The sequence below is a fragment of the Corallococcus sp. AB011P genome (genome assembly GCF_003611605.1).
Lineage (GTDB): Bacteria > Myxococcota > Myxococcia > Myxococcales > Myxococcaceae > Corallococcus > Corallococcus coralloides.
Map to the genome: position 1 here is coordinate 43,184 of NZ_RAVX01000026.1, position 19,488 is coordinate 62,671.

19 protein-coding genes are annotated in these 19,488 nt (G+C 71.5%); 1 reads left to right on the forward strand and 18 read right to left on the reverse strand.

The window, feature by feature from the left end:
* Positions 1-44 precede the first annotated feature (44 nt).
* From lptE to leuS, 3 genes are all read right to left on the reverse strand, one after another.
* Entirely contained in the window at positions 45-566 is a 522-nt protein-coding gene (lptE, locus tag D7X30_RS37100) for an LPS assembly lipoprotein LptE (protein WP_120567709.1), read from the reverse strand.
* A 129-nt stretch (positions 567-695) separates the two neighbouring features.
* On the reverse strand, positions 696-1,289 hold the full coding sequence (locus tag D7X30_RS37105) for a hypothetical protein (RefSeq protein WP_158619457.1): 594 nt from the start codon (positions 1,287-1,289) through the stop codon (positions 696-698).
* A gap of 18 nt (positions 1,290-1,307) precedes the next feature.
* Entirely contained in the window at positions 1,308-3,809 is a 2,502-nt protein-coding gene (leuS, locus tag D7X30_RS37110) for a leucine--tRNA ligase (protein ID WP_120567711.1), read from the reverse strand.
* 217 nt (positions 3,810-4,026) lie between these two features.
* On the opposite strand from leuS, the gene asnS reads away from it, so the two are divergent.
* Entirely contained in the window at positions 4,027-5,427 is a 1,401-nt protein-coding gene (gene asnS, locus D7X30_RS37115) for an asparagine--tRNA ligase (RefSeq protein WP_120567712.1), read from the forward strand.
* Positions 5,428-5,496: 69 nt separating this feature from the next.
* On the opposite strand, the gene D7X30_RS37120 is transcribed toward asnS, so the two are convergent.
* From D7X30_RS37120 to D7X30_RS37190, 15 genes are all read right to left on the reverse strand, one after another.
* Complete coding sequence (locus D7X30_RS37120; RefSeq protein WP_120567713.1) at positions 5,497-6,387, reverse strand: NAD(P)-dependent oxidoreductase; 891 nt, start codon at positions 6,385-6,387, stop codon at positions 5,497-5,499.
* Positions 6,388-6,412: 25 nt separating this feature from the next.
* The gene (locus D7X30_RS37125) at positions 6,413-8,134 is read right to left on the reverse strand and encodes a putative ABC exporter domain-containing protein (RefSeq protein WP_120567714.1); all 1,722 of its coding nucleotides are present in this window, start codon (positions 8,132-8,134) and stop codon (positions 6,413-6,415) included.
* On the reverse strand, positions 8,131-8,904 hold the full coding sequence (locus D7X30_RS37130) for an ABC transporter ATP-binding protein (protein WP_120567715.1): 774 nt from the start codon (positions 8,902-8,904) through the stop codon (positions 8,131-8,133). Before D7X30_RS37130 ends, D7X30_RS37125 begins: the two co-directional genes overlap by 4 nt.
* Before the next feature lie 27 nt (positions 8,905-8,931).
* On the reverse strand, positions 8,932-9,315 hold the full coding sequence (locus tag D7X30_RS37135) for a response regulator (protein ID WP_120567716.1): 384 nt from the start codon (positions 9,313-9,315) through the stop codon (positions 8,932-8,934).
* 69 nt (positions 9,316-9,384) lie between these two features.
* A complete protein-coding gene (gene cheB, locus D7X30_RS37140) occupies positions 9,385-10,428 on the reverse strand; it encodes a chemotaxis-specific protein-glutamate methyltransferase CheB (RefSeq protein ID WP_120567717.1) in 1,044 nt (347 codons plus the stop codon).
* Positions 10,428-11,300, reverse strand: coding sequence for a protein-glutamate O-methyltransferase CheR (locus D7X30_RS37145; protein ID WP_199724657.1), 873 nt, complete (start codon positions 11,298-11,300; stop codon positions 10,428-10,430). The genes cheB and D7X30_RS37145 overlap by 1 nt, the downstream gene beginning before the upstream one ends.
* 13 nt (positions 11,301-11,313) lie before the next feature.
* Complete coding sequence (locus D7X30_RS37150) at positions 11,314-13,305, reverse strand: HEAT repeat domain-containing protein (protein WP_120567718.1); 1,992 nt, start codon at positions 13,303-13,305, stop codon at positions 11,314-11,316.
* A gap of 251 nt (positions 13,306-13,556) precedes the next feature.
* Positions 13,557-14,084, reverse strand: coding sequence for a chemotaxis protein CheW (locus D7X30_RS37155; RefSeq protein WP_120567719.1), 528 nt, complete (start codon positions 14,082-14,084; stop codon positions 13,557-13,559).
* Positions 14,081-14,644: a chemotaxis protein CheW gene (locus D7X30_RS37160; RefSeq protein WP_120567720.1), complete on the reverse strand. Its 564-nt coding sequence runs from the start codon at positions 14,642-14,644 to the stop codon at positions 14,081-14,083. The genes D7X30_RS37155 and D7X30_RS37160 overlap by 4 nt, the downstream gene beginning before the upstream one ends.
* Positions 14,645-14,678: 34 nt before the next feature.
* The gene (locus tag D7X30_RS37165; protein ID WP_120567721.1) at positions 14,679-16,928 is read right to left on the reverse strand and encodes a chemotaxis protein CheA; all 2,250 of its coding nucleotides are present in this window, start codon (positions 16,926-16,928) and stop codon (positions 14,679-14,681) included.
* The gene (locus tag D7X30_RS37170; RefSeq protein ID WP_120567722.1) at positions 16,925-17,299 is read right to left on the reverse strand and encodes a response regulator; all 375 of its coding nucleotides are present in this window, start codon (positions 17,297-17,299) and stop codon (positions 16,925-16,927) included. Before D7X30_RS37170 ends, D7X30_RS37165 begins: the two co-directional genes overlap by 4 nt.
* Before the next feature lie 54 nt (positions 17,300-17,353).
* Positions 17,354-17,845 carry a M17 family peptidase N-terminal domain-containing protein gene (locus D7X30_RS37175; RefSeq protein ID WP_120567723.1) on the reverse strand — a complete coding sequence of 164 codons (492 nt, stop codon included), beginning with the start codon at positions 17,843-17,845 and terminating at the stop codon, positions 17,354-17,356.
* The gene (gene nusB / locus D7X30_RS37180) at positions 17,842-18,267 is read right to left on the reverse strand and encodes a transcription antitermination factor NusB (protein ID WP_120567724.1); all 426 of its coding nucleotides are present in this window, start codon (positions 18,265-18,267) and stop codon (positions 17,842-17,844) included. Before nusB ends, D7X30_RS37175 begins: the two co-directional genes overlap by 4 nt.
* A gap of 5 nt (positions 18,268-18,272) precedes the next feature.
* Positions 18,273-18,773: a 6,7-dimethyl-8-ribityllumazine synthase gene (gene ribE, locus D7X30_RS37185; RefSeq protein ID WP_120567725.1), complete on the reverse strand. Its 501-nt coding sequence runs from the start codon at positions 18,771-18,773 to the stop codon at positions 18,273-18,275.
* A gap of 27 nt (positions 18,774-18,800) precedes the next feature.
* Complete coding sequence (locus D7X30_RS37190; protein WP_120567726.1) at positions 18,801-19,466, reverse strand: riboflavin synthase; 666 nt, start codon at positions 19,464-19,466, stop codon at positions 18,801-18,803.
* Between the last annotated feature and the right edge of the window lie 22 nt (positions 19,467-19,488).

The window sequence follows — 19,488 nt, forward strand, 5'->3', positions numbered from 1 at the left end:
GTCCCGTAGCACCACCGTGGGTCGAGGACCGGGCTCCCCGGTCCTCACCAGGTGCTGGCCAGCCGATCGTAGCCGTCGCGCATGAGCAACTCCGCCAGGCGCGCCAGCGCGGCCTGACGGTTGGCCTCGGCTTCCAGGACGTTCCCGCGTCCCTGGAGGTAGTCCTCGGTCCCCGCCACCACTGTCTCCGACAGCAGCTGTCCCTCCTTCACGAGGCGCAGCCGCACGGTCGTGGAGATGCGGTAGTTGTTGGGGATGATGGTCGGGGACGTCCAGATGTTGAGCACCGCCCCTTCAATCGTGGACGCGCAGCCCGGAGCGGTGGCCAGCCGGCCGGCCTGGATGAGCTGGTTGCGCAGGTAGCGCGTGAAGAGGTTCTCCAGCCCGGGCTCCGCCGTCTCGTTGGCTAAGATGGGCGCGCACACCTGCCCTGTGCCCTCTGGCAGCGCGGAGCCCCACGGGCTGAAGCGGTAGCCGCACCCGGCGCCCAGCATCGCCGCCGCCACCACGCCCCACCGGAACGCCTTCACCGCACCCGCCTGAACCGCGTTCCTTGAGGGCCGCATGGGCGCGCACCCTACCCGGCCGCGATCCTCCGTCAAGCGTCGGAGCCGGACCGCCGCGTGGCATGCCCCTCCTACGCGTGGAGCTGGGGGCGCGCCGGGCCTGCACTCAGAACGCGGCGCGGAGGGGCCTCACGCGTCGGAACCATTCAGCGGTACGCCTCGCATGCGTCCGGCGTCCGCGAGCGTGGCGCGTGCCGCCTTGAGCCGCGCCTCGCGGGCCGAGCCCTTCAGCGCCATGCCCAGGGGCCACTCCATGCGCGTGCCGTCATCCAGCTCCACACTGAGGCCATGGTGGCGGTACAGCGCCGCGAGCCCCAGGCCGATGACGCCCCCCGCGAAGGACATGATCCGCACCGCCTGCGTGGGCGCCCAGAAGAGGCCCAGCACGGTGAAGGCGAGCAGTCCCAGCGGTTCGAAGTAGGGCCGCGTGCGCCACTCCAGCCGCCGCACCCTCGCCCAAGGCACGTCGAGCGTCGGGCCCCCGCCCGGGCGCCCCTGGAACGACAGCTGCGTGTCGTTCACCGCCAGGACGCGCCGGTTGCCGAGGTCCAGCGCCAGCGGGGTGACGCCCGGCAGCGACGGCGCGGGCGACTCCAAAGCATCGGGAGAGCGGGCCGGCAGGGGCGCCTCCGGCAGCTCCGCGTTGCAGAAGGCACAGCGGCGCCGGGCCGCCGACTGGGGGCGCCCGCAGGCGGAGCACATGACGAGCACTTCCGCGGGCACCACCCCTCCCTTCCGCCGTCAGCCGACGACGAAGTTCACCAGCCGCTTGGGGACGAAGACGAACTTGCGCAGCGTCTTGCCTTCGAGGGCGGCCTTCACCTTGTCGTCCGCCTCCGCCGCCGCACGCACGTCCGCCTCGCCCGCGTCCGCCGCCACGCGCACCTCCGCGCGCAGCTTGCCGTTCACCTGCACGGCGTACGGAATCACGTCGTCCACCACCAGCGCCGGCTCGAACTCCGGCCAGGACTCCGTGACGGTGGACGCCTTCGCGCCGTAGGCCTCCGCCAGCTCGTCCGCGATGTGCGGCGCGAGGGGCGTGAGGATGCGCGCGAGCAGCCGCACCGCCTCCCCCATCGCCGCCTTCTCCGCGGGCGTCTCCGGCGTGCCCACCGCGTAGAGCGCGTTCACGCACTCCATGACGCCCGCGACGGCGGTGTTGAAGGACAGGCGCTCGATGGCCTCCGTCACGCGCTTGACGCACTTGTGCGCCGCGCGGCGCGTCTCCAGCGCCTTGCCCTCGTAGGGGCCCGAGTACGTGGCCTCCGCCGAGGAAGCGTGGTGCGTGGCGGCCAGCGTCCACACGCGCTTGAGGAAGCGGAACACGCCCTCCACCTGCTCGTGGGACCAGTCGAAGTCGCGCTCCGGCGGGCCCGCGAAGAGCACGTAGGTGCGGGCCGTGTCCGCGCCGTACTTCGCCACGATGGTGTTGGGCGCCACGCCGTTGCCGTAGCGCTTGCCCATCTTCCGGCCATCCGCGCCGTTGACGATGCCCTGCGTGATCAGCCGCGTGACGGGCTCATCCACCGGCGACAGCCCGAGGAGCTTCATCACCCGGGTCCAGAAGCGGAAGTAGAGCAGGTGCATCACGCCGTGCTCGGGGCCGCCCACGTAGATGTCCACCGGCAGCCAGTGCTTCGCGTCCTTCGGGTCGAAGGGCGCCGCGTCGTACTTCGGCGACAGGTAGCGCGCGAAGTACCAGCAGGAGTCGACGAAGGTGTCCATCGTCTCCGTCTCCCGGCGCGCGGGACCACCGCACTTGGGGCAGGTCGTGTTGACGAAGGACGCGACCTTCGCGAGCGGCGGCTCGCCTCGCCCGGTGAGCACCGCCTGCGTGTCGATGTCCGGCAGCCGCACCGGGAGCTGATCCAACGGAACGGGGAGCCCCTTGCGCTCGGGGTCGCACTTCTCGCAGTAGACGATGGGGATGGGCGTGCCCCAGTAGCGCTGGCGGCTGAAGCCCCAGTCCCGCTGGCGGTACGTCACCGTGGCCTTGCCCTGCCCCTGCGCCTCCAGCTTCGCGGCCAGCTTCACCCGCACTTCGGCGGAAGGCATGCCGCTGAAGTCCCCGGAGTCCACGAGCACGCCGTCGTTCGTGTACGCCGCGTCGAGCGTCTCACCCGCGCCCAGCTTGTCACCGGACGCCGGCTGGATGACCACGCGCACGGGCAGCGAATACTTGCGCGCGAAGGCGAAGTCGCGCGCGTCGTGCGCCGGCACGCTCATCACCGCGCCGGTGCCGTAGTCACTCACCACGAAGTTGGCGATCCAGATGGGCACCGGCTGGCCCGTCACCGGATTGAGCGCGTAGCCACCGGTGAAGACGCCCTCCTTCTCCGCGTCCTCGCCCAGCCGCTCCGTCTTGCTCTGGGCGGCCATCTTCTTCGTGAACGCGTCCACGTCCGCGCGGCGGTCCGCCGTCGTCACCTGGGCCACGAGCTTGTGGTCCGGCGCGAGCACCACGTAGGTGCAGCCAAAGAGCGTGTCCACGCGGGTGGTGAAGACGCGCAGGGCGGCGTCATGCCCCTGCACGCGGAAGTCCACCTCCGCGCCGTCGGAGCGGCCAATCCAGTCGCGCTGACGGGTGGTGATGCTGTCCGGCCAGGCCTTGAGCGTGTCGAGCGCGTCGAGCAGGTCCTGCGAGTACTTCGTGATGCGGAACGCCCACTCGGGCATCTCCTTGTCCTGCACCTCGGAGCTGCAGCGCTCGCAGCGGCCGTCCTTCACCTGCTCGTTGGCGATGACGGTGTGGCAGCCGGTACACCAGTTCACCTTGCTGAAGCGGCGATAGACGAGCCCGCGCTCGAGCATCTGGAGGAAGAACCACTGGTTCCAGCGGTAGTACTCCGGCTGGCTGGTGTTGACCTCGCGCGTCCAGTCGTAGCTGTAGCCGAGCGTCTTGATCTCCGCCTTGAACGACTCGATGTTCTCGCGGGTGCGGATGGCCGGGTGGACGCCGTCCTTGATGGCCGCGTTCTCCGCCGGCAGGCCGAAGGCGTCCCAGCCCATGGGGTGCAGCACGTCGAAGCCGCGCATCTGGTAGTAGCGCGCGTAGACGTCCCCGATGAGGTAGTTGCGCACATGCCCCATGTGCATCTGGCCACTGGGGTACGGCAGCATCTCCAGGACGTACTTCTTCGGGGCATCCGGACGCCTGCCTGCCCGGAAGAGGCCCTCCTGCTCCCAGCGGGTCTGCCACTTTCCTTCAATCGACTGCGGCTCGTAACGCTCGTTCATCGCCATGGCTTCTCTGACTCTTAGCGGGAGGTAGGACACGCGGGCAACAAGTCTTGGCGCGTCGAAAGCCTGGACGGCTGGCGCCCCCGGGGCCCTGACCGGGAAACCCGGATGGGCGGGGACCCGGCAGGCCCCGGGCCGGGGGCGGGCCTCGCTCGGTGCTTGCCCTCGGGCCCGGGCGCGACTAACTCGCCTTCCCGGTCTGGAGCAGAGGGAGAGCACCATGCAGGTCGTGAGTGTGAAGAAGGCCCTGTCGGGGGCTGTCGAAGCGGGCTCGAAGGTGGAGGTGCGCGGCTGGGTGCGGACGCGCCGCGACTCCAAGGCGGGCATCAGCTTCGTGAACGTGAGCGACGGGTCGGTCTTCGACCCCATCCAGGTCGTCGCGCCCAATTCGCTGCCCAATTACGAGAAGGAAATCCTGCACCTCACCGCGGGCGCCTCCGTCATCTGCCGGGGCACGCTGGTGCAGTCGCAGGGCAAGGGGCAGGCGTTCGAGGTGCAGGCGGATGAAGTGCAGGTGCTGGGTCTGGTGGACGACCCGGACACCTACCCCATCCAGCCGAAGCAGCACTCGCTGGAGTTCCTGCGGGAGGTGGCGCACCTGCGCGTGCGCACCAACACCTTCGGGGCCATCACCCGCGTGCGCAACGCGGCGGCGCAGGCGGTGCACCGCTTCTTCCACGGTGAGGGCTTCTGCTGGGTGAACACGCCCATCATCACCGCGAGCGACGCGGAGGGCGCGGGGCAGATGTTCCGCGTGTCCACGCTGGACGCGCACAACCCGCCGCGGGGCGAGAACGGCAAGATCGACTGGGGCAAGGACTTCTTCGGCAAGGAGGCCTACCTCACCGTGTCCGGGCAGCTGAACGTGGAGGCGTACTGCCTGGCCATGTCCAAGGTCTACACGTTCGGCCCCACGTTCCGCGCGGAGAACAGCAACACCACGCGGCACCTGGCCGAGTTCTGGATGATTGAGCCGGAGATCGCCTTCGCGGACCTCAACGAGGACGCGCTGCTGGCGGAGCGGTTCCTCAAGTACGTGTTCAAGGCCGTGCTGGACGAGTGCGCGCCGGACATGAAGTTCTTCGAGGAGCGCCAGCAGAAGGGCGTCACGGAGCGGATGGAGAAGTTCATCGGCTCCAGCTTCGAGCGCATCGACTACACGGAGGCCGTCTCCATCCTCCAGAAGGCGAAGAAGAAGTTCGAGTACGCGCCGGAGTGGGGCAAGGACCTCCAGACGGAGCACGAGCGCTACCTCACCGAGGAGCACGTAGGCCGGCCCGTGGTGGTGATGAACTACCCGGAGGCCATCAAGGCCTTCTACATGCGCATCAACGAGGACGGGAAGACCGTGGCCGCGATGGACGTGCTCGCGCCGGGCATCGGCGAGATCATCGGCGGCAGCCAGCGCGAGGAGCGCCTGGACGTGCTGGACGCGCGCATGAGGAAGTTCGGCCTCGATCCCGCGCACTACCAGTGGTACCGCGACCTGCGCCGCTACGGCACGGTGCCGCACGCGGGCTTCGGCCTGGGGTTCGAGCGGCTCATCGTCTACATGTGCGGCCTGCAGAACATCCGCGACGCCATCCCCTACCCGCGCGTGCCGGGCTCCGCGACGTTCTAGTCCGCGCCGCGGCGCACTGAAGTCAGCGAGGGCCTTCCGTGGCGCGAACCACGGGAGGCCCTTCGTCTTTCAGCCCTTCTTCGTGATGCCGGCGCGCTCCTGTGCGAGCGCGCCGAGCGCTGACCAGTCCTCATCGCCGCGCCCCTGGGCGACGCCGGTGAGGAAGTGGTCGCGCAGCAGGCTCGCGAGTGGCAGCGGCACCTCCGCCGCCCTGCCCGCTTCAAGCGCCAGCGTCACGTCCTTGAGGCCCAGGCGCAGCGCGAAGCCCGCGGGTGTGTACTGCCCCTTCGCGATAGCGCCCGCGTAGTTCTCGAAGATGGGCGCCTTGGCGAAGACGGACTTGAAGACGTCCAGGAACGCGGCGCGCTCCACGCCGCACTTCTCCGCGAGCGCGAAGGACTCCGACAGGGCCTCCATCATGGACGCGATGAGGAAGTTGCCGGACAGCTTCACCGTGTTCGCCGCGGACGGCCGCTCTCCCAGCTCCGTGAGGCCGCGTCCCAGGGCCGTGAGCACCGGGCGCACCCGCTCCACCTGCGCCTTCGGGCCCGCGGCGACCACCCAGAGCTGCTTGCCCGCGGCGGCTTCGGGCCGGCCGAAGACGGGGGCGGAGACGTAGCCCTGCCCCGCGTCCGTGTGCGCCTTCGTCAGGCGCTCCGACAACGCGACGGAGATGGTGCTGGAGGAGACATGGATGGCGCCCTTCGGCAGTGCGCTGACGACGCCGTCCTTGCCCAGCACGGCCTCCTCCGCGGCGTGGTCGTCCGCGAGCATGGACACGACGACCTCCGCGTCCCGGGCGGCCTCCGCGGGCGTCTTCGCCACGCGCGCGCCCTGCTGCTTCAGCGGATCCGCCTTGGAGGCGGTGCGGTTCCAGACGACGAGCTCATGGCCCGCGCCGGCCAGGTTCTTCGCCATCGGCGCGCCCATGTTCCCCAACCCGATGAAGCCGACCTTCATGGAGATGCTCCCTTCGTGCTCGCGTTCACGCTTCGTTCGACTGTTCTTCCGACACGTCCAGCCGCTCGAAGGCACGGCCCAGGACGGCGACGCCCAGCGCCACCTCCGCGAAGAGTGCCCCCGCAGCCGCCAGCCCCGCGAGCGGAACCGCCCAGCGCCCCATGACAGTGAACAGCGGATAGCCCACGAGGAGGGCCACCACGGTGGCCGGCAACAGTCCCAGGAACGTCACCACCAGCGTGCCCACCAGCGTGAGCAGCCGCTGGCCCAGCGCCTCCACGCCGCGCGCCCGCTCGGAGTCCGCCGGAATCCACGCGGGCAGCAGCACCACCGCCGCGTTCTGCACGAACAGCCCCGCCAGGCCCAGCGCCGGCAGCACCGGCAGGAGCCCCAGCACCACCGGCGTGGACCACGGCGCGAGCGTCGCGTCGTCCGCGCCCACGCCCAGCACCAGCGCCAGGAGCAACATCACCCATTGCGCCACACCCAGCGTCAGCGCGGACGCCGCCAACTCCGCGCTCACCACCTGCCGCCCCGTGAGCGGCAGCGCGCGCAAGAGCTCCAACTTCGGCAGGTCCATGCGCAGGTCGGTGCGGAACGCGCTCGGGCCAATCACGGCCATGGCCAGCGCGACCATCAAGGCCATGGGGCCCAGGAACTCACGGCTGTTGGAGAACAGCCGCGTGTCTCCCATCACCAGCGCGAACACGGCGCCCAGCACCCCGAAGGACAGCAGCATCATCAGGCCGCTGCCCATGCGCCTGCGCGCGATGAGGTTCTTCCACAGGAGCGCGACCTCCGGTCGCCCCCGGGCCTTCAACACGAAGGGCACCCGGCCCACGCGCAGATTGCCCGAGCGCGCGGCCCGCTGTGCCCGCCGCCGCGTCCGCGCTTCCGCCCCGGCCACCGCGGAGTCCTCGAAGGGCACCTCCACCGCGAGCACCCAGGCGTAGTGCGCCACCAGCAGCGCCAGCGACGCGGGCAGGTAGCGCAGGAAGCCCTCCCAGCTTCGCGCCATCGCGGGGGCCACCAGCGCCCGGCCCGGCCACAGCACCGCTCGGGGGCCGGGGGCGTTGAGCACATCGCGCAACCACTCGCGCACGGCGAAGGGTCTGGAGAGGTTCTCCGGCAGCGGGTAGTCGCGCAGCGTGGACAGCAGCGTGCCCATCCCCGCCACCAGGAGCACCGCCACGACCGCCCACCGCACCGCGCTGCCCCAGCGCCCTTGAGACACGAGCCACGCGCGCACGAAGGACGCCGCCGTGCCGTGCAGGTAGAGCGTCCCCATGGCCAGCGCCGCGCCCAGGAAGAAGAGCACCGGGCGGGGACTGGTGAAGCGCCCCACGAAGAGGGTCGCCGCCAGCGCCGCGAGCATCGCGCTCAAGAGGCCGCGCAGCAGCTTGTAGTGCAGCAGCGCCTTGCGCGTGACGGGCGCGGCGAAGAAGGTCTGCACCTCCGTCTGCGTGAAGGTCAGCGCGGGCCGGTCCGCGCCCAGCACCCACGCCGTCACCAGCGTGCCCAGCACGGAGACCTCCAGCGAGAGCTCCGCGAACAGCCTCGCGTTGGGGGACACCGCGCGGCCCGTGCCCTGCACGAAGACGCTGCGCCCCACCAGCGAGTACAGGTACGCGAGCCCCACCAGCGCGCCCAGGAGGTAGCGCGGACGCTTCAGCCGCTGCACCTGGCGCACCACCCGGTTGCGCCACGTCCTCACCCAGAGGAACGCCACCGCGCTCGGGAAGCTCACGCCGGTTCGTTCCCCCGCGCTTGCGCCTCCTCCGACGCCGCGCTGGTGATGCGCACGAACAGCTCCTCCAGCGACGCGCTGTCACCGGCTCCGCCCGCCATCTGCTCGCGGATCTCCGGCAGCGAGCCCAGCGCCACCGCGCGCCCTCCGGCGATGACGAGCAGCCGGTGACACAGCTCCTCCACCAGGGGGAGCAGGTGCGACGACAACACCAGCGCCGTGCCCTCCTCCGCGCGGCGGCGCAGCGAGGCCTTCATGCGGCGGATGCCCAGCGGATCCAACCCCGTCAGCGGTTCATCCAGGAGGATGAGCCGGGGCTGGTGCAGGAAGCCGCACGCGATGGACAGCTTCTGCTTCATGCCCCGAGACAGCTCGCCCGGCAGCGACTTCTCCCGGCCCGTGAGCTCCATCTCCGCCAGGAGCGCGCGGCCCCGCTCCTCCCAGTCCTCCACGCCGTAGAGGCGCGCGGTGAAGTTCAGGTGCTCCCAGACGGTGAGGTACTCGAAGAAGCGCGGCTCGTCCGGGAGGAAGGCCAGCTGGCGCTTCGCCTCCACCGGCGCCTGTGCCACGTCGAAGCCCGCCACCCGCACGCGCCCCGCGGAGGGCGGCAGGATGCCGGCCAGACACCGCAGCGTGGACGTCTTGCCCGCGCCGTTGGGCCCCACGAGGCCCAGCACCTCGCCCGGTGCCACCTGGAAGGACAGGCCGCGCACCGCCCGCACCGCGCCGTACGTCTTCTCCAGCCCCTCGACGTCCAGCGCCGGTTCCATGCGTGCCCTTGGGATTCCTGTCGAAGCTCAGCCGAGCTTCAGCAGTTCCTTCACCGTGTCCAGCACCACGCGGGCCTGCACGGGCTTCACCAGGTAGGCCGTGGCCCCCAGCGCCATGGCCCGCTCCCGGTCCGCCGCCGCGCCCTCCGTCGTCACCACGACGATGGGCACCGCCCGGTGGTCTTCCGTCTGGCGGATGTGGTGGATGAGCTTCAGCCCGTCCATCAACGGCATGTTGATGTCCGTCATCACCAGGTCGAAGCGGCCCTGCGTGGAGAGCTTCTTCAGCCCCTCCACGCCGTCCTGCGCCTCGATGCAGACCACCCCGGCCAGGCGCTGGAGCGCGTACATGATGCTGCGGCGCATGGCCTGCGAGTCATCCACCACCAGCGCGCGGATCTGCTGCGACATGGACACCAGCCTAGCACCCGCGCGCCGCCCGGCCCGGGATTGTGCGGCGGCTGTCATGCAGCCAGCGATTCACTGCCCGCCGGACTGCCGTCGGCGGCGCACCAGCGCGGCCAGCTCCGTCCCGATGGCGTCCAGGGCCAGCACCCGGCTCACCGCTCCGGTGGCGATGGCCTCCTTGGGCATGCCGTACACCACCGCCGTGTCCTCGGACTCGGCCCACGTCTCGCCGCCCTCGCGGCGGACCGCGCGCACGCCCTGCGCCCCGTCCGCGCCCATCCCCGTCAGCACCACCGCCACCGCGCGCGGGCCCAGCACGTCCGCCGCGCTCTCGAAGAGCCGGTCCACCGACGGTGCGTACTTGTCCGCGGGCACCGGCGACGGCGTGCGCAACTCCAGGCGCCCGGTGCGGTCCGACAGCACCAGGTGGCGGCCTCCCGGCGCGATGTAGACGTGGCCCGGCTTCACCACGTCGCCCTCGCACGCCTCCGTCACCGTGAAGGGACCGATGCGGTCCAACCGCTCCGCGAAGGCCTTGGTGAACTGCGACGGCATGTGCTGGCCCACCAGCACGCTGACGGTCGGCTCGGTGGCCAGTCCCTCCAGGAGCCGCTGCACCGCGGGAGGCCCGCCCGTGGACGCGCCCACGGCGATGACCTGCGGCACATCCCCCGACAGCACGGCGCCACGCAGCGAGGCCCCGTGGCGTCCCCCGGACTTCACGTGGCGCGCCGCGAGCACCTTGTCGATCAGCTCGCGCCGCAGGTGCTCCAGCGCCGCGGGCGTGCCCTGGGGCGGCTTGGCGATGAAGTCGAACGCGCCCAGCTCCAGCGCCTTGCCCACGTCCGAGCGGTGCGAATAGCTGGAGATGACGATGACGGGCGTGGGCGCCGCGCGCATGAGCAGCCGCAGGAAGGTGTGGCCGCCCAGCCGGGGCATCTCCAGGTCCAGCGTCACCACGTCGGGCTTCAGGTCCAGGACCTTCTTGAGCCCCTCCTCGCCGTCCTGGGCCCAGTCCAGCACCATCACCTCCGCGGAGGACTCCAGCAGCGTGGTGAGCGTGCGGCGGTTGGTGGCCGAGTCGTCGATGATGAGCACCGTGAGCGGGCGTGCCATCAGCGGACCTCCCCGCCCGGAAACTCGGGCCGGCGGTAGACGAGGTCGCCCTTCAGGTGCACCAGCTCGAAGTCCGCGCCCAGGCTGAGCAGGTTCTCCGCGTGGCCCAGGAGCAGGTAGCCCCCGGGACAGAGCCGGTCGCGGATGACGCCCAGCACGCGGCGGCGCGCGGCCAGGTCGAAGTAGATCATCACGTTGCGGCAGAAGACGACGTCCGAGCGCGGCACCAACTGGCTGCCCGCCACGTCCGACAGGTTGTGGTGGCCGAAGTTCACCCACGCCTTCACGTCGTCGCGCACGCGGACGCGGTTCACGCCCACGGGCACGAAGTAGCGCTCCAGCAAGTCCGGCGGTGTCGCGCGCAGGGCGCTGGGGCCGTACTCGGCGCGGCGGGCCACGGCCAGCACTCGGCGCGACAGGTCCGTGCCCAGCACCTCCACGTCCCAGTCGTCGAAGCGGCCGCTCTCCTTGAGCAGCATGGCCAGCGTGTACGCCTCTTCGCCGGAGGAACACCCCGCCGACCACAGCCGCAGCCGCCGCGTGTGCGCGTTGCGCTTCTCCAGGATGGGGATCAGCTCCTCGCAGAAGGCCTTGAGCTGCGCGGGTTCGCGGAAGAAGTACGTCTCGTGCGTGGTGAGGGACTCCACCGCCGCTTCCAGCTCCGCGCTGCGCTGGGCGTCGTAGCGAAGGTAGCGGTGATAGGAGCCGAAGTCCTGGATCCCCAGCGCCTCCAGCCGGGGCCACAGCCGGCGCTCCATCACGAACTTCATGTTCTCGTGGATGAGGATTCCGCAGTGCGCGTAGACGTGGTCGCGCAGCAGCCGGAACTCCTCCAGCGTCATCTCCGGGCGGCCCTCGTCGAAGCGTGGCATCCGAGTCCTCCCCTCAGCGCCGCGACAACCGGACGACCGCTTCCGCCAGCGCCACCTGGGCCAGCGCGTCCTGCTCCACCGCCATCGCCTGTTGGAGCACGGGCAGGCACTCCGGCCGCCCCATTCCGCCCAGCACGCGAGCCGCGGCCGCCCGCACGTCCCAGCGGGGATGGCCCAGGAGCGACATCGCCAGCGCGGCCCCATCCGCCGAGGCCCCCGCCGACCCCAGCGCCGGCAACGCCGCCTTCACCACCTCCGCGTCGTGATGGCTGAGCGCGTCCCACAGCACGCCCGCGCCCACCGTCCCCAGCTTCGTCAGCGCGCGCACCGCCAGCATCGCGAGCGCACCATCGCCGTGGCGCACCAGCGCCTCCAGGTCCGGTGAGCGCTCCTTCGCGCCCGCCGCGCCCACGGCCTCCACCGCGGCCACTCGCACGCCGCGGTCCTCGTCCTTCAGCGCGAGCCCCAGGAACGTCGCGGCCTCCCTGCCGCCCTGCAGCCCCAGGGAGCGCACCGCGGCGATGCGCACCTTGGGGGACTCGTCCGCCAGCGCACCGCGCGCCAGCTCCAGGCCGGCCTCGCCGTCCGCCCGGCCCGCGGCCTCCACCGCGGCCGCGCGCCAGGAAGCGTCTTCATCGCGGGCAATCCGCCGCAGCACGGGCAACACCCTCGCGCCACCCAGCCGGCCCAGCACCGCCACCGCCGCGGGCGTCGTGCGCTGCTCCACCGCCGCCTCCAGCGCGGCCAGCGCATCCAGCGGGTGGGCCACGGTCAGCTGCTCCAGCGCTCGCGCCGCCATGCCCGACAGCACGGGGTCCGAGAGCAGCTCCACCAACGGCGCCACGGCGTCCGGCGAGTGCGTGCGCCCCAGCGCGCGCACCACCACCGCGCGCAGGTCGTCCTCCGCCCACTCCAGGAGCGCGCACAGCTCCGGCACCGACGTCGAGTCAACGAGCAGCACCAGCGCCTCCGCCGCCACGGTGCGCGCGGGCAGCGACAGCGTGCCCATGCTCCCGAGCAGCAGGCGCCGGCCCTCCGGCCCCAGCTGGCCCAGCGTGAAGAGCACCTCGCGCAACAGCCGGTCCTCGCGCGCCACCTCCGCCACCGCCACCGCGAGCGACGCTTCGCCCAGCGCTCCGGCCGCCACCAGCGCGCCGGCCCGCACCCGGACGTCATCGCCGTCCAGGGCCTGCGCCACGTGCGCCGTCACACCTGGGATGCCGCTCAGCACCGAGCGCGCCACGGCATCCAGCTCACCGCGCTCGTACGGGCCCAGCCCCACGGCCTGCTTCCCCAGCGCGACGAGCGCCGCCTCGCGAACCGAGCGCACCGGCGACGCCAGCGCCCGGCAGATGCGCTCCGTGGACACGCCCGGCGCGTACAGGCCCAACAGCCGCAGGGCGCTGCGCTGCACCCCCGGGTCCTCCACCAGCGCCATCACCCGCGCCAACGGGGGTGCGCGCTTGAGCGACGCGAGCCCCTCCAGCGCGGCCAGCCGCAACAGGGGCGTGGGCGCGTCCAGCAGGTCTTCCAGTGCCCTCGCCGCGGCGTCCCCACCCATCCGGCCCAGCGCCTCCGCGGCCGCCACGCGCACGTTGAGGTCGTCGTCGGAGAGCGCGCGCAGGAGCACGTCCTCCACCTCCGGGCGGCCCAGCTGGCCCAGGATGTCCGCCGCCAGCTTTCGCTGATCCGGATCCTCGTGCTCCAGCAGGTGCACCAGCGGAGGTATCGCCACCGGCCCCATTCCGGACAGGGCCTCGGCCGCCGCGTTGCGCGCGCCCGTCTCGCCGCGTTCTCCCAGGACGGAGATGAGCCGCGCGGTGACGCCCGGCGCATCCGGCACGTGGCGCAGCCCCTCCGCCGCCGCGTGGCGCACGCGCCAGCTCTCGTCATGCAGGCCGGTGGTGAGGGTCTCCAGGGCGCCAGGCGCGCGAGGATCCACCGCCTGCAGTGCCCGATACCGCACCTCCTCCTGCCCCGCGGGGGACCGCACCGTGTCGCTCATCCGCCGTCCTCCTTCGGGGTTGGTGTTCCTCGGGATGTCCGCATCCTGCTTGAAGCCGCTGGAGGAGTCGCGTCCCGCGAGGCTGCTCCCACCGCCGGTGGGCGGCCCCGCGCCGGATGGAAACGTTCACCTTCCCACCCTTCGTGTCCAAGGCATGGAATGCGACTCGGTGCGCCAGGGGCCCCGCGTCCCAGCCCTCCTGGCGGAAGAGCCCGAGGGAATGGCCCCCCAGCACCGTGCCCAGGGGGCGCTCAGCCAGCGGGCGGCGTGCGGGAGTCGCGCTCCAGCTCCGCGCGCAGGAGCGCCTTCAGGTCCAACAGCAGCCGCAGCCGCTCCGGCGGCCCGCACACACCCACCACGAACGGCGTGCGGCCCCCGGCCATGAGCGCAGGCGCGGGCTTGATGTCACACCGGCGCACACGCAGCACCTCCGCCACGCGGTCCACCCGCGTCACCACGCGCCGCGTCCCCAGCCGGCACACGAGCAGCCGCGTGCGCCGCGTCTCCTGCGCGGGCTCCCCCAGCAGGCGCCGCCGCAGGTCCACCACGGGCAGCATCGCGCCGCGCAGGTGCAACACGCCCTCCACGAAGGCGGGCGCGTGCGGGATGGGAATCACGCGCTGGGGCGGGAGGATCTCCTCCACGCGCATGATGTCCAGGACGTACTCCTCGTTGCCCACGAAGAAGGCGCACAGCTGCACCTCCGCGTCGGCCGTGGGCGTCTCGGGGGCCCGCTCACCGCGCGGGCGGCGGGCCAGCAGGTTCACGGGGTCCGTCATGGGGCGAGCGCCTGCTCTGGATCCAACAGGATGTAGAGCTGCGAGCCCTTGCGCCCCAGCCCCGCCACGCAGTCCCTGTCTCCACGGATCCCCGCGGGCGACAGCTCCACCATGGACGGCTTGAGCCGCACCACGCCCGCCACCGAGTCCACCCATACGCCCGCGGGACCGTCCGCTGTCCTGAGCACCAGGATGCGCGCGGCCCGGGGCGGCAGGCCCGCGTCCGGCCCCGCCACCACCGGCGGCTCGTCCGCCAGCCGCAGCCGCAGCTTCACGTCGTAGACGGGCAACAGCTCCCCGCGCAGGTTCATCACGCCCAGCAGCTGCGGCTCCGCGCGCGGAATCTCCGTGAGCAGCGGCACCTTGCAGATCTCCCTCACCGCGAGGATGGGCACCGCGTAGCACTCCGCCTCCAGGCGGAAGGCCAGGTACTCGACGGGCTCCTCCTCCAGCTGCGGCTGCGCCAGGTCGTCACTGCCCGCGGCGAAGTCCAGCAGGCCGCCGACGTCCTCGTCCGGGCGGTAGAAGAACGCGTCGAGCAGGGCTTCGAAACGGGACACGCCCGGGAGGATAGCAGCCCCCGGCGCGGACGCCTCAAGCGCGGCGGCGCTCCTGCGCGATGCCCTCTTCCAGGAGTTCCGCGACATCCAGCACCAGGACGGTGCGGCGGTTGCCCAGGTCGGTGGCGCCGGAGATGCCCTTCACGCGGCTCAGCCGGCCGCCCAGGGGCTTGGTGACGATGTCCTGCTGGCCGAACAGCTCGTCCACCGCGATGCCCAGCCGCTGCTGCGCCAGGCCCACCACGACGACGAAGTGGCGGCTCACCTCGCGCTCCGGCAGGTGGAACAGGCGCCCCAGCCGCAGGAAGGGCAGCGTCTGTCCGCGCAGGTCCAACACCTCGCGCCGCTCCACGGTGCGGATGTCGCGCGGCTGCACGGACAGGATCTCCAGCACGCTGTTGAGCGGCACCGCGTAGGTGCGTCCGCTGACGCCCACCACCAGCGCGCGCACGATGGCCAGCGTCACCGGCAGCGTCAGGTGGAAGGCCGTGCCCTTCCCGCGCTCGCTCCACACGTCGATGATGCCGGAGAGGTTGCCCAGGTTGTTCTTCACCACGTCCAGGCCCACGCCTCTTCCAGAGAGCGAGCTGACGCTGGAGCGGGTGGAGAAGCCCGGCAGGAAGATGAGGTTGAGCAGCTCGCGCCGCGTCATCTCACTGACCTGCGACGACGTGACGAGCCCGCGCGACAGCGCCACCTCGCGCACGCGCACCTCGTCGATGCCCGAGCCGTCGTCGGACACGCTGATGACGACGTGGTTGCCCTTCTGCTCCGCGCGCAGCCGGACCGTCGCGCGCCGGGGCTTGCCCGCGCCGAGCCGCGCCTCCGGGCCCTCCGCGCCGTGGTCGATGGCGTTGCGGATGAGGTGCATCAGCGGATCGCTGAGCTCCTCCACGATGAGCTTGTCCAGCTCCACCTCGCCGCCGGAGCTGACGAAGTCGATCTCCTTGCCGGCCTCGCGGGCAATCTTCCGCACCAGCCGCGCCAGCTTGTCGAAGACCTGGCCCACCGGGACCATGCGCGCTTCGAGCAGCCCCTCCTGGAGCGCCTCCAGCTTGCGCTCCAGCTGCCGCGTCTCCCGCGACAGCTCCTGACCAAAGAGCTTGGACAGCGCGAGGGTGCCGTCCTGCCGGGACGTCTCCGCCAGCCGCTGGAGGTTGGCCTTGATGAGCAGCAGCTCGCCCACCATGTTGATGAGGCCGTCCAACCGCCCGATGTCCACGCGCACCGTCTGCGTGAGCGAGCGCAGGGACGTCTCTTCCGCCTTGGGACGGCCCGCGGGAATCGGCGCGGACGCGGCGGCCTGGAGCCCCACCACCGTGACCGGAGGCGTCACCGCCCGCATGCGCGGAGGATTTGCCCCCGGGTGCGCATGCACGGTCGCGAGGCTCGTGGTCTCCACCGGCGACTCGGCGTCCTCGTCGCCCCCGGCTTCGTCCGCGTCAGGAGGCAGGACCTCGACGTCCTCGCGCACGGCCGCGGCATCGCGAGGCGCAGGCGCGTCGAACGCGGGCCCCGTCGAGCCCACTTCCGGCGGCCGGACGGACAGCGGAGCCAGCTCCGCGGGCGAGCCCCGGAGGCCATCCTCCAGCGCCAGCGCCCCCACCTTCGCGCCAAAGATGAGGTCGAACGCGATGCCGTTGAGCCCCCCCGGCCGCGACGAAGGCAGCGTGCTGATGACCTCGCCCAGGGGCTTGAGGCGCGCGTTCAGGTCCGCGAGCCCCTGGTCGAAGTCCGTGAGGTCGAACGCCGCGCGCACCCGCCACAGCGCCACCCCGCGCCGCACGTTCTCGCGCAGCCGGTGCTCCTCGTACTCGGTGAAGACGGCGCGCACCGCCGCGTCCAGCTCCAGCCGCTCCAGCGGATCCTCTTCCACGGCGGGCGGGGGCGACCCCAGCCGCGCCATGCGGTCCTCCATGTCGCGGGTGCGCTGGGAGAGCTCGGGGCCCTCCTCGCTCCGGGACGCCTCTCCGAGCAGCGCCTGGAACGTGTCCAGCGCGTCCACCAGCGTGTCCAGGACCTGGTCGTCCAGCGTCAGCCGGCCCAGCCGCAGCCGGTCCAGCAGGTCCTCCGCCGCGTGCGCCAGCTGGCTGATGCGCTCCTGGCCGAAGAGGCCCGACAGGCCTTTGAGCGAGTGCGCCGCGCGGAAGATGCCGTTGATGTGCTCGGGGTCCGCCTCCAGGCCCCGCGCCTCGTCGAGCGCCAGCAGGTCGCGGCCCAGCGCATCCAGGATCTCGGTGGCCTCGGCGACGAACTCCGCGAGCGCCTTGCCCCCGGGTGTCACAGCGGCTTCAGGAAGCGCCGCAGGAGCGCCTCCAGGTCCGCCGGCTGGAAGGGCTTCACCAGGTAGCCGGCGGCGCCCAGCGCCATGCCTCGCGAGCGGTCCTGCTCACGCCCCTCGGTGGTGACGATGATGAGCGGCACGTCCCGGTAGTTGGGGTTCTTCTTGACGAAGTTGATGAGTTCCAGCCCGTTGATGTCGGGCATGTTGATGTCGGTGATGATGAGGTCGAAGCGCTGGCGCGGCAGCAGCTTCAGCGCCTCGAAGCCGCTGGCCGTGGTGACGGCCTCGACGCCGTCCACGGCCTCCACGGTCGCGGCGATGTGCTCGCGCGACACCTTGGAGTCCTCGACGATCAACACCTTGAACTTCATCGCGCGCGCCTCAAGGGCTGGATGCTAGCAGAACCCCTGTCTGGCCGCTGCGCGTCAACCCTTCCGGGATGACAGCGACCCGACAAGGCCCTTGTCCGCGAGGAGGGACACCCGTCCCCCCTTGAACGCGGGCAGGAACTGCCGCTGGTACGCCTCCGCACGGGCGGAGTCGCTCAGGGAAGACCCCTGGGGCACCTCCAAGGCCACCGACTCCACCTTCGCGCGGCTCAAGACCTTCGCCGCGCCCGCCAGCGCCTCTCCCAGCGAGGCCGCGTCCAGGCGCTTCCGGGAGCCCAGCCCCACCACGAAGATGCGCGGCACGGTCAGCTTCCCGTCCGACGGCAACAGGAGCCAGTCGTCCTTCACGCCGGTGAAGAACCCACCCTGGAGCACGCGCGACAGGGCGCCGCACAGCCGCCAGTCCACGTAGCCGGCGGAGGACGGCAGGGGGCGGTCGTCCTCGGCCACGAAAAGGCAGAGGGCGTCCACCCCGTTCAGCGCGTCCAGGCCCTCCAGGCCCACGTCCAGGGTCTGCGTCTGGCTCACGGCTTCCCGAGCGCCACCGCGACGCGGTCCAGGAGTCCGTTGACGAAGGCGCTCGACTCCTCGTTGCCGAAGTTCTTCCCCAGCTCCACCGCCTCGTTGATGGTGACCTTGCGGGGGATGTCCGGGCGGTACTTCAATTCGAAGATGCCCAGCCGCAGGACGTTGCGGTCGATGCGGGACATGCGGTCGATGCGCCAGTTGTGGCTGTGGCGTTCGATGAGCCCGTCAATCTCCTCGCGGTGGGCCTCCACGCCCTCCACGATCTCCTTGGCGAACTTCACCGCGTCCGGCTCCGGGGTGCCGTCCTCCGCGGAGGCAGCCCACGCCGCGTCCAGGGCCTCCCGCGTGGTGGCGCCCTGGGTCATCTCCAACTTGTAGAGCGCCTGCAGCGCCCGCTCTCGTGCCGTTCTGCGCGCGCCCATCGCGGTTAGCCCTTTCGCTCCGCGCCAGACATGCGCGCGAAGAGGTTGACCATCTCGATGCAGGCCAGCGTGGCCTCCGCGCCCTTGTTGCCCGCCTTCACGCCCGCCCGGTCGATGGCCTGCTCCACGGTATCGCACGTGAGGACGCCAAACGTCACCGCCGCCGGCTTCGTACCGGACGCCGCGCTGAACGCCACCGAACCAATGCCCTTGGCGCACTCGCCCGCCACGTAGTCGAAGTGGGGGGTGCCGCCGCGAATCACCGCGCCCAGGACGACGATGCCTGCGTACTGGCCACCCTCCGACACGCGGCGGGTGAGGCCGGGCAGCTCATAGGTGCCGGGGCAGCGGTACACGTCGATGGCGTCGTCCTTCACGCCATGGCGCACCAGGGTGTCCACGGCGCCCTTCAAGAGCTCCTCCGTGATGAAGCTGTTGAACCGGGACACGCAGATGGCGAACCGGCCCTGGGGGGGGAGGAAATCCCCTTCGAAATAGCGAGGCATGGCGCGCTCCTTACACCACCTGCGCCCCTACCCGCGAGGGCTGAAACCCGCCGCCCGCACCACCGCCTCCGTCAACCCCGCCCCCTGGGCGGCGGCCTCCGGGGCGCCCCGGAGGGCGTACAGCCGGGCCACGTACTTGCCAATGAGGTCGCCCTCCAGGTTCACCCGGGCCCCGGGCCCCTTGCCGTGCAGGGTGGTGCGCTCCTGGGTCTCCGGAATCAGCTGCACCCGGAAGCGGTCCGTCTCCACCGCGTTCACCGTGAGGCTGATGCCGTCGATGGTGACGGAGCCCTTCTCGATGAAGCAGGGCGCCAATTCCGGGGGCAGCCGGAACACCATCACCCACGAGCCGCCCTCCGCGTACGTCTCCAGCACTTCACTGACGGCGTCCACGTGGCCCGACACCAGGTGTCCGCCCAGCCGGTCCCCCAGGGCGAGCGCCCGCTCCAGGTTCACCCGGTCGCCCGTCTTCCGGGCCCCCAGGGTGGTGCGCCGCAGCGTCTCCGGGGCGGCCTGCACGCGGAAGGTGTCCCCGCCCTTCTCCACCACCGTGAGGCACGCGCCGTCCACGGCGATGGATTCACCCAGGGCGAAGGCCTCCGCTCCCAGCGAGGTGCGAATCCAGAAGTCGGTCATCGCGCCGGTGGTGACGCGGGTGACGGTGCCAGTGTCCTGGATGAGTCCGGTGAACATGGCCGGAACCTTAACGGAAGCC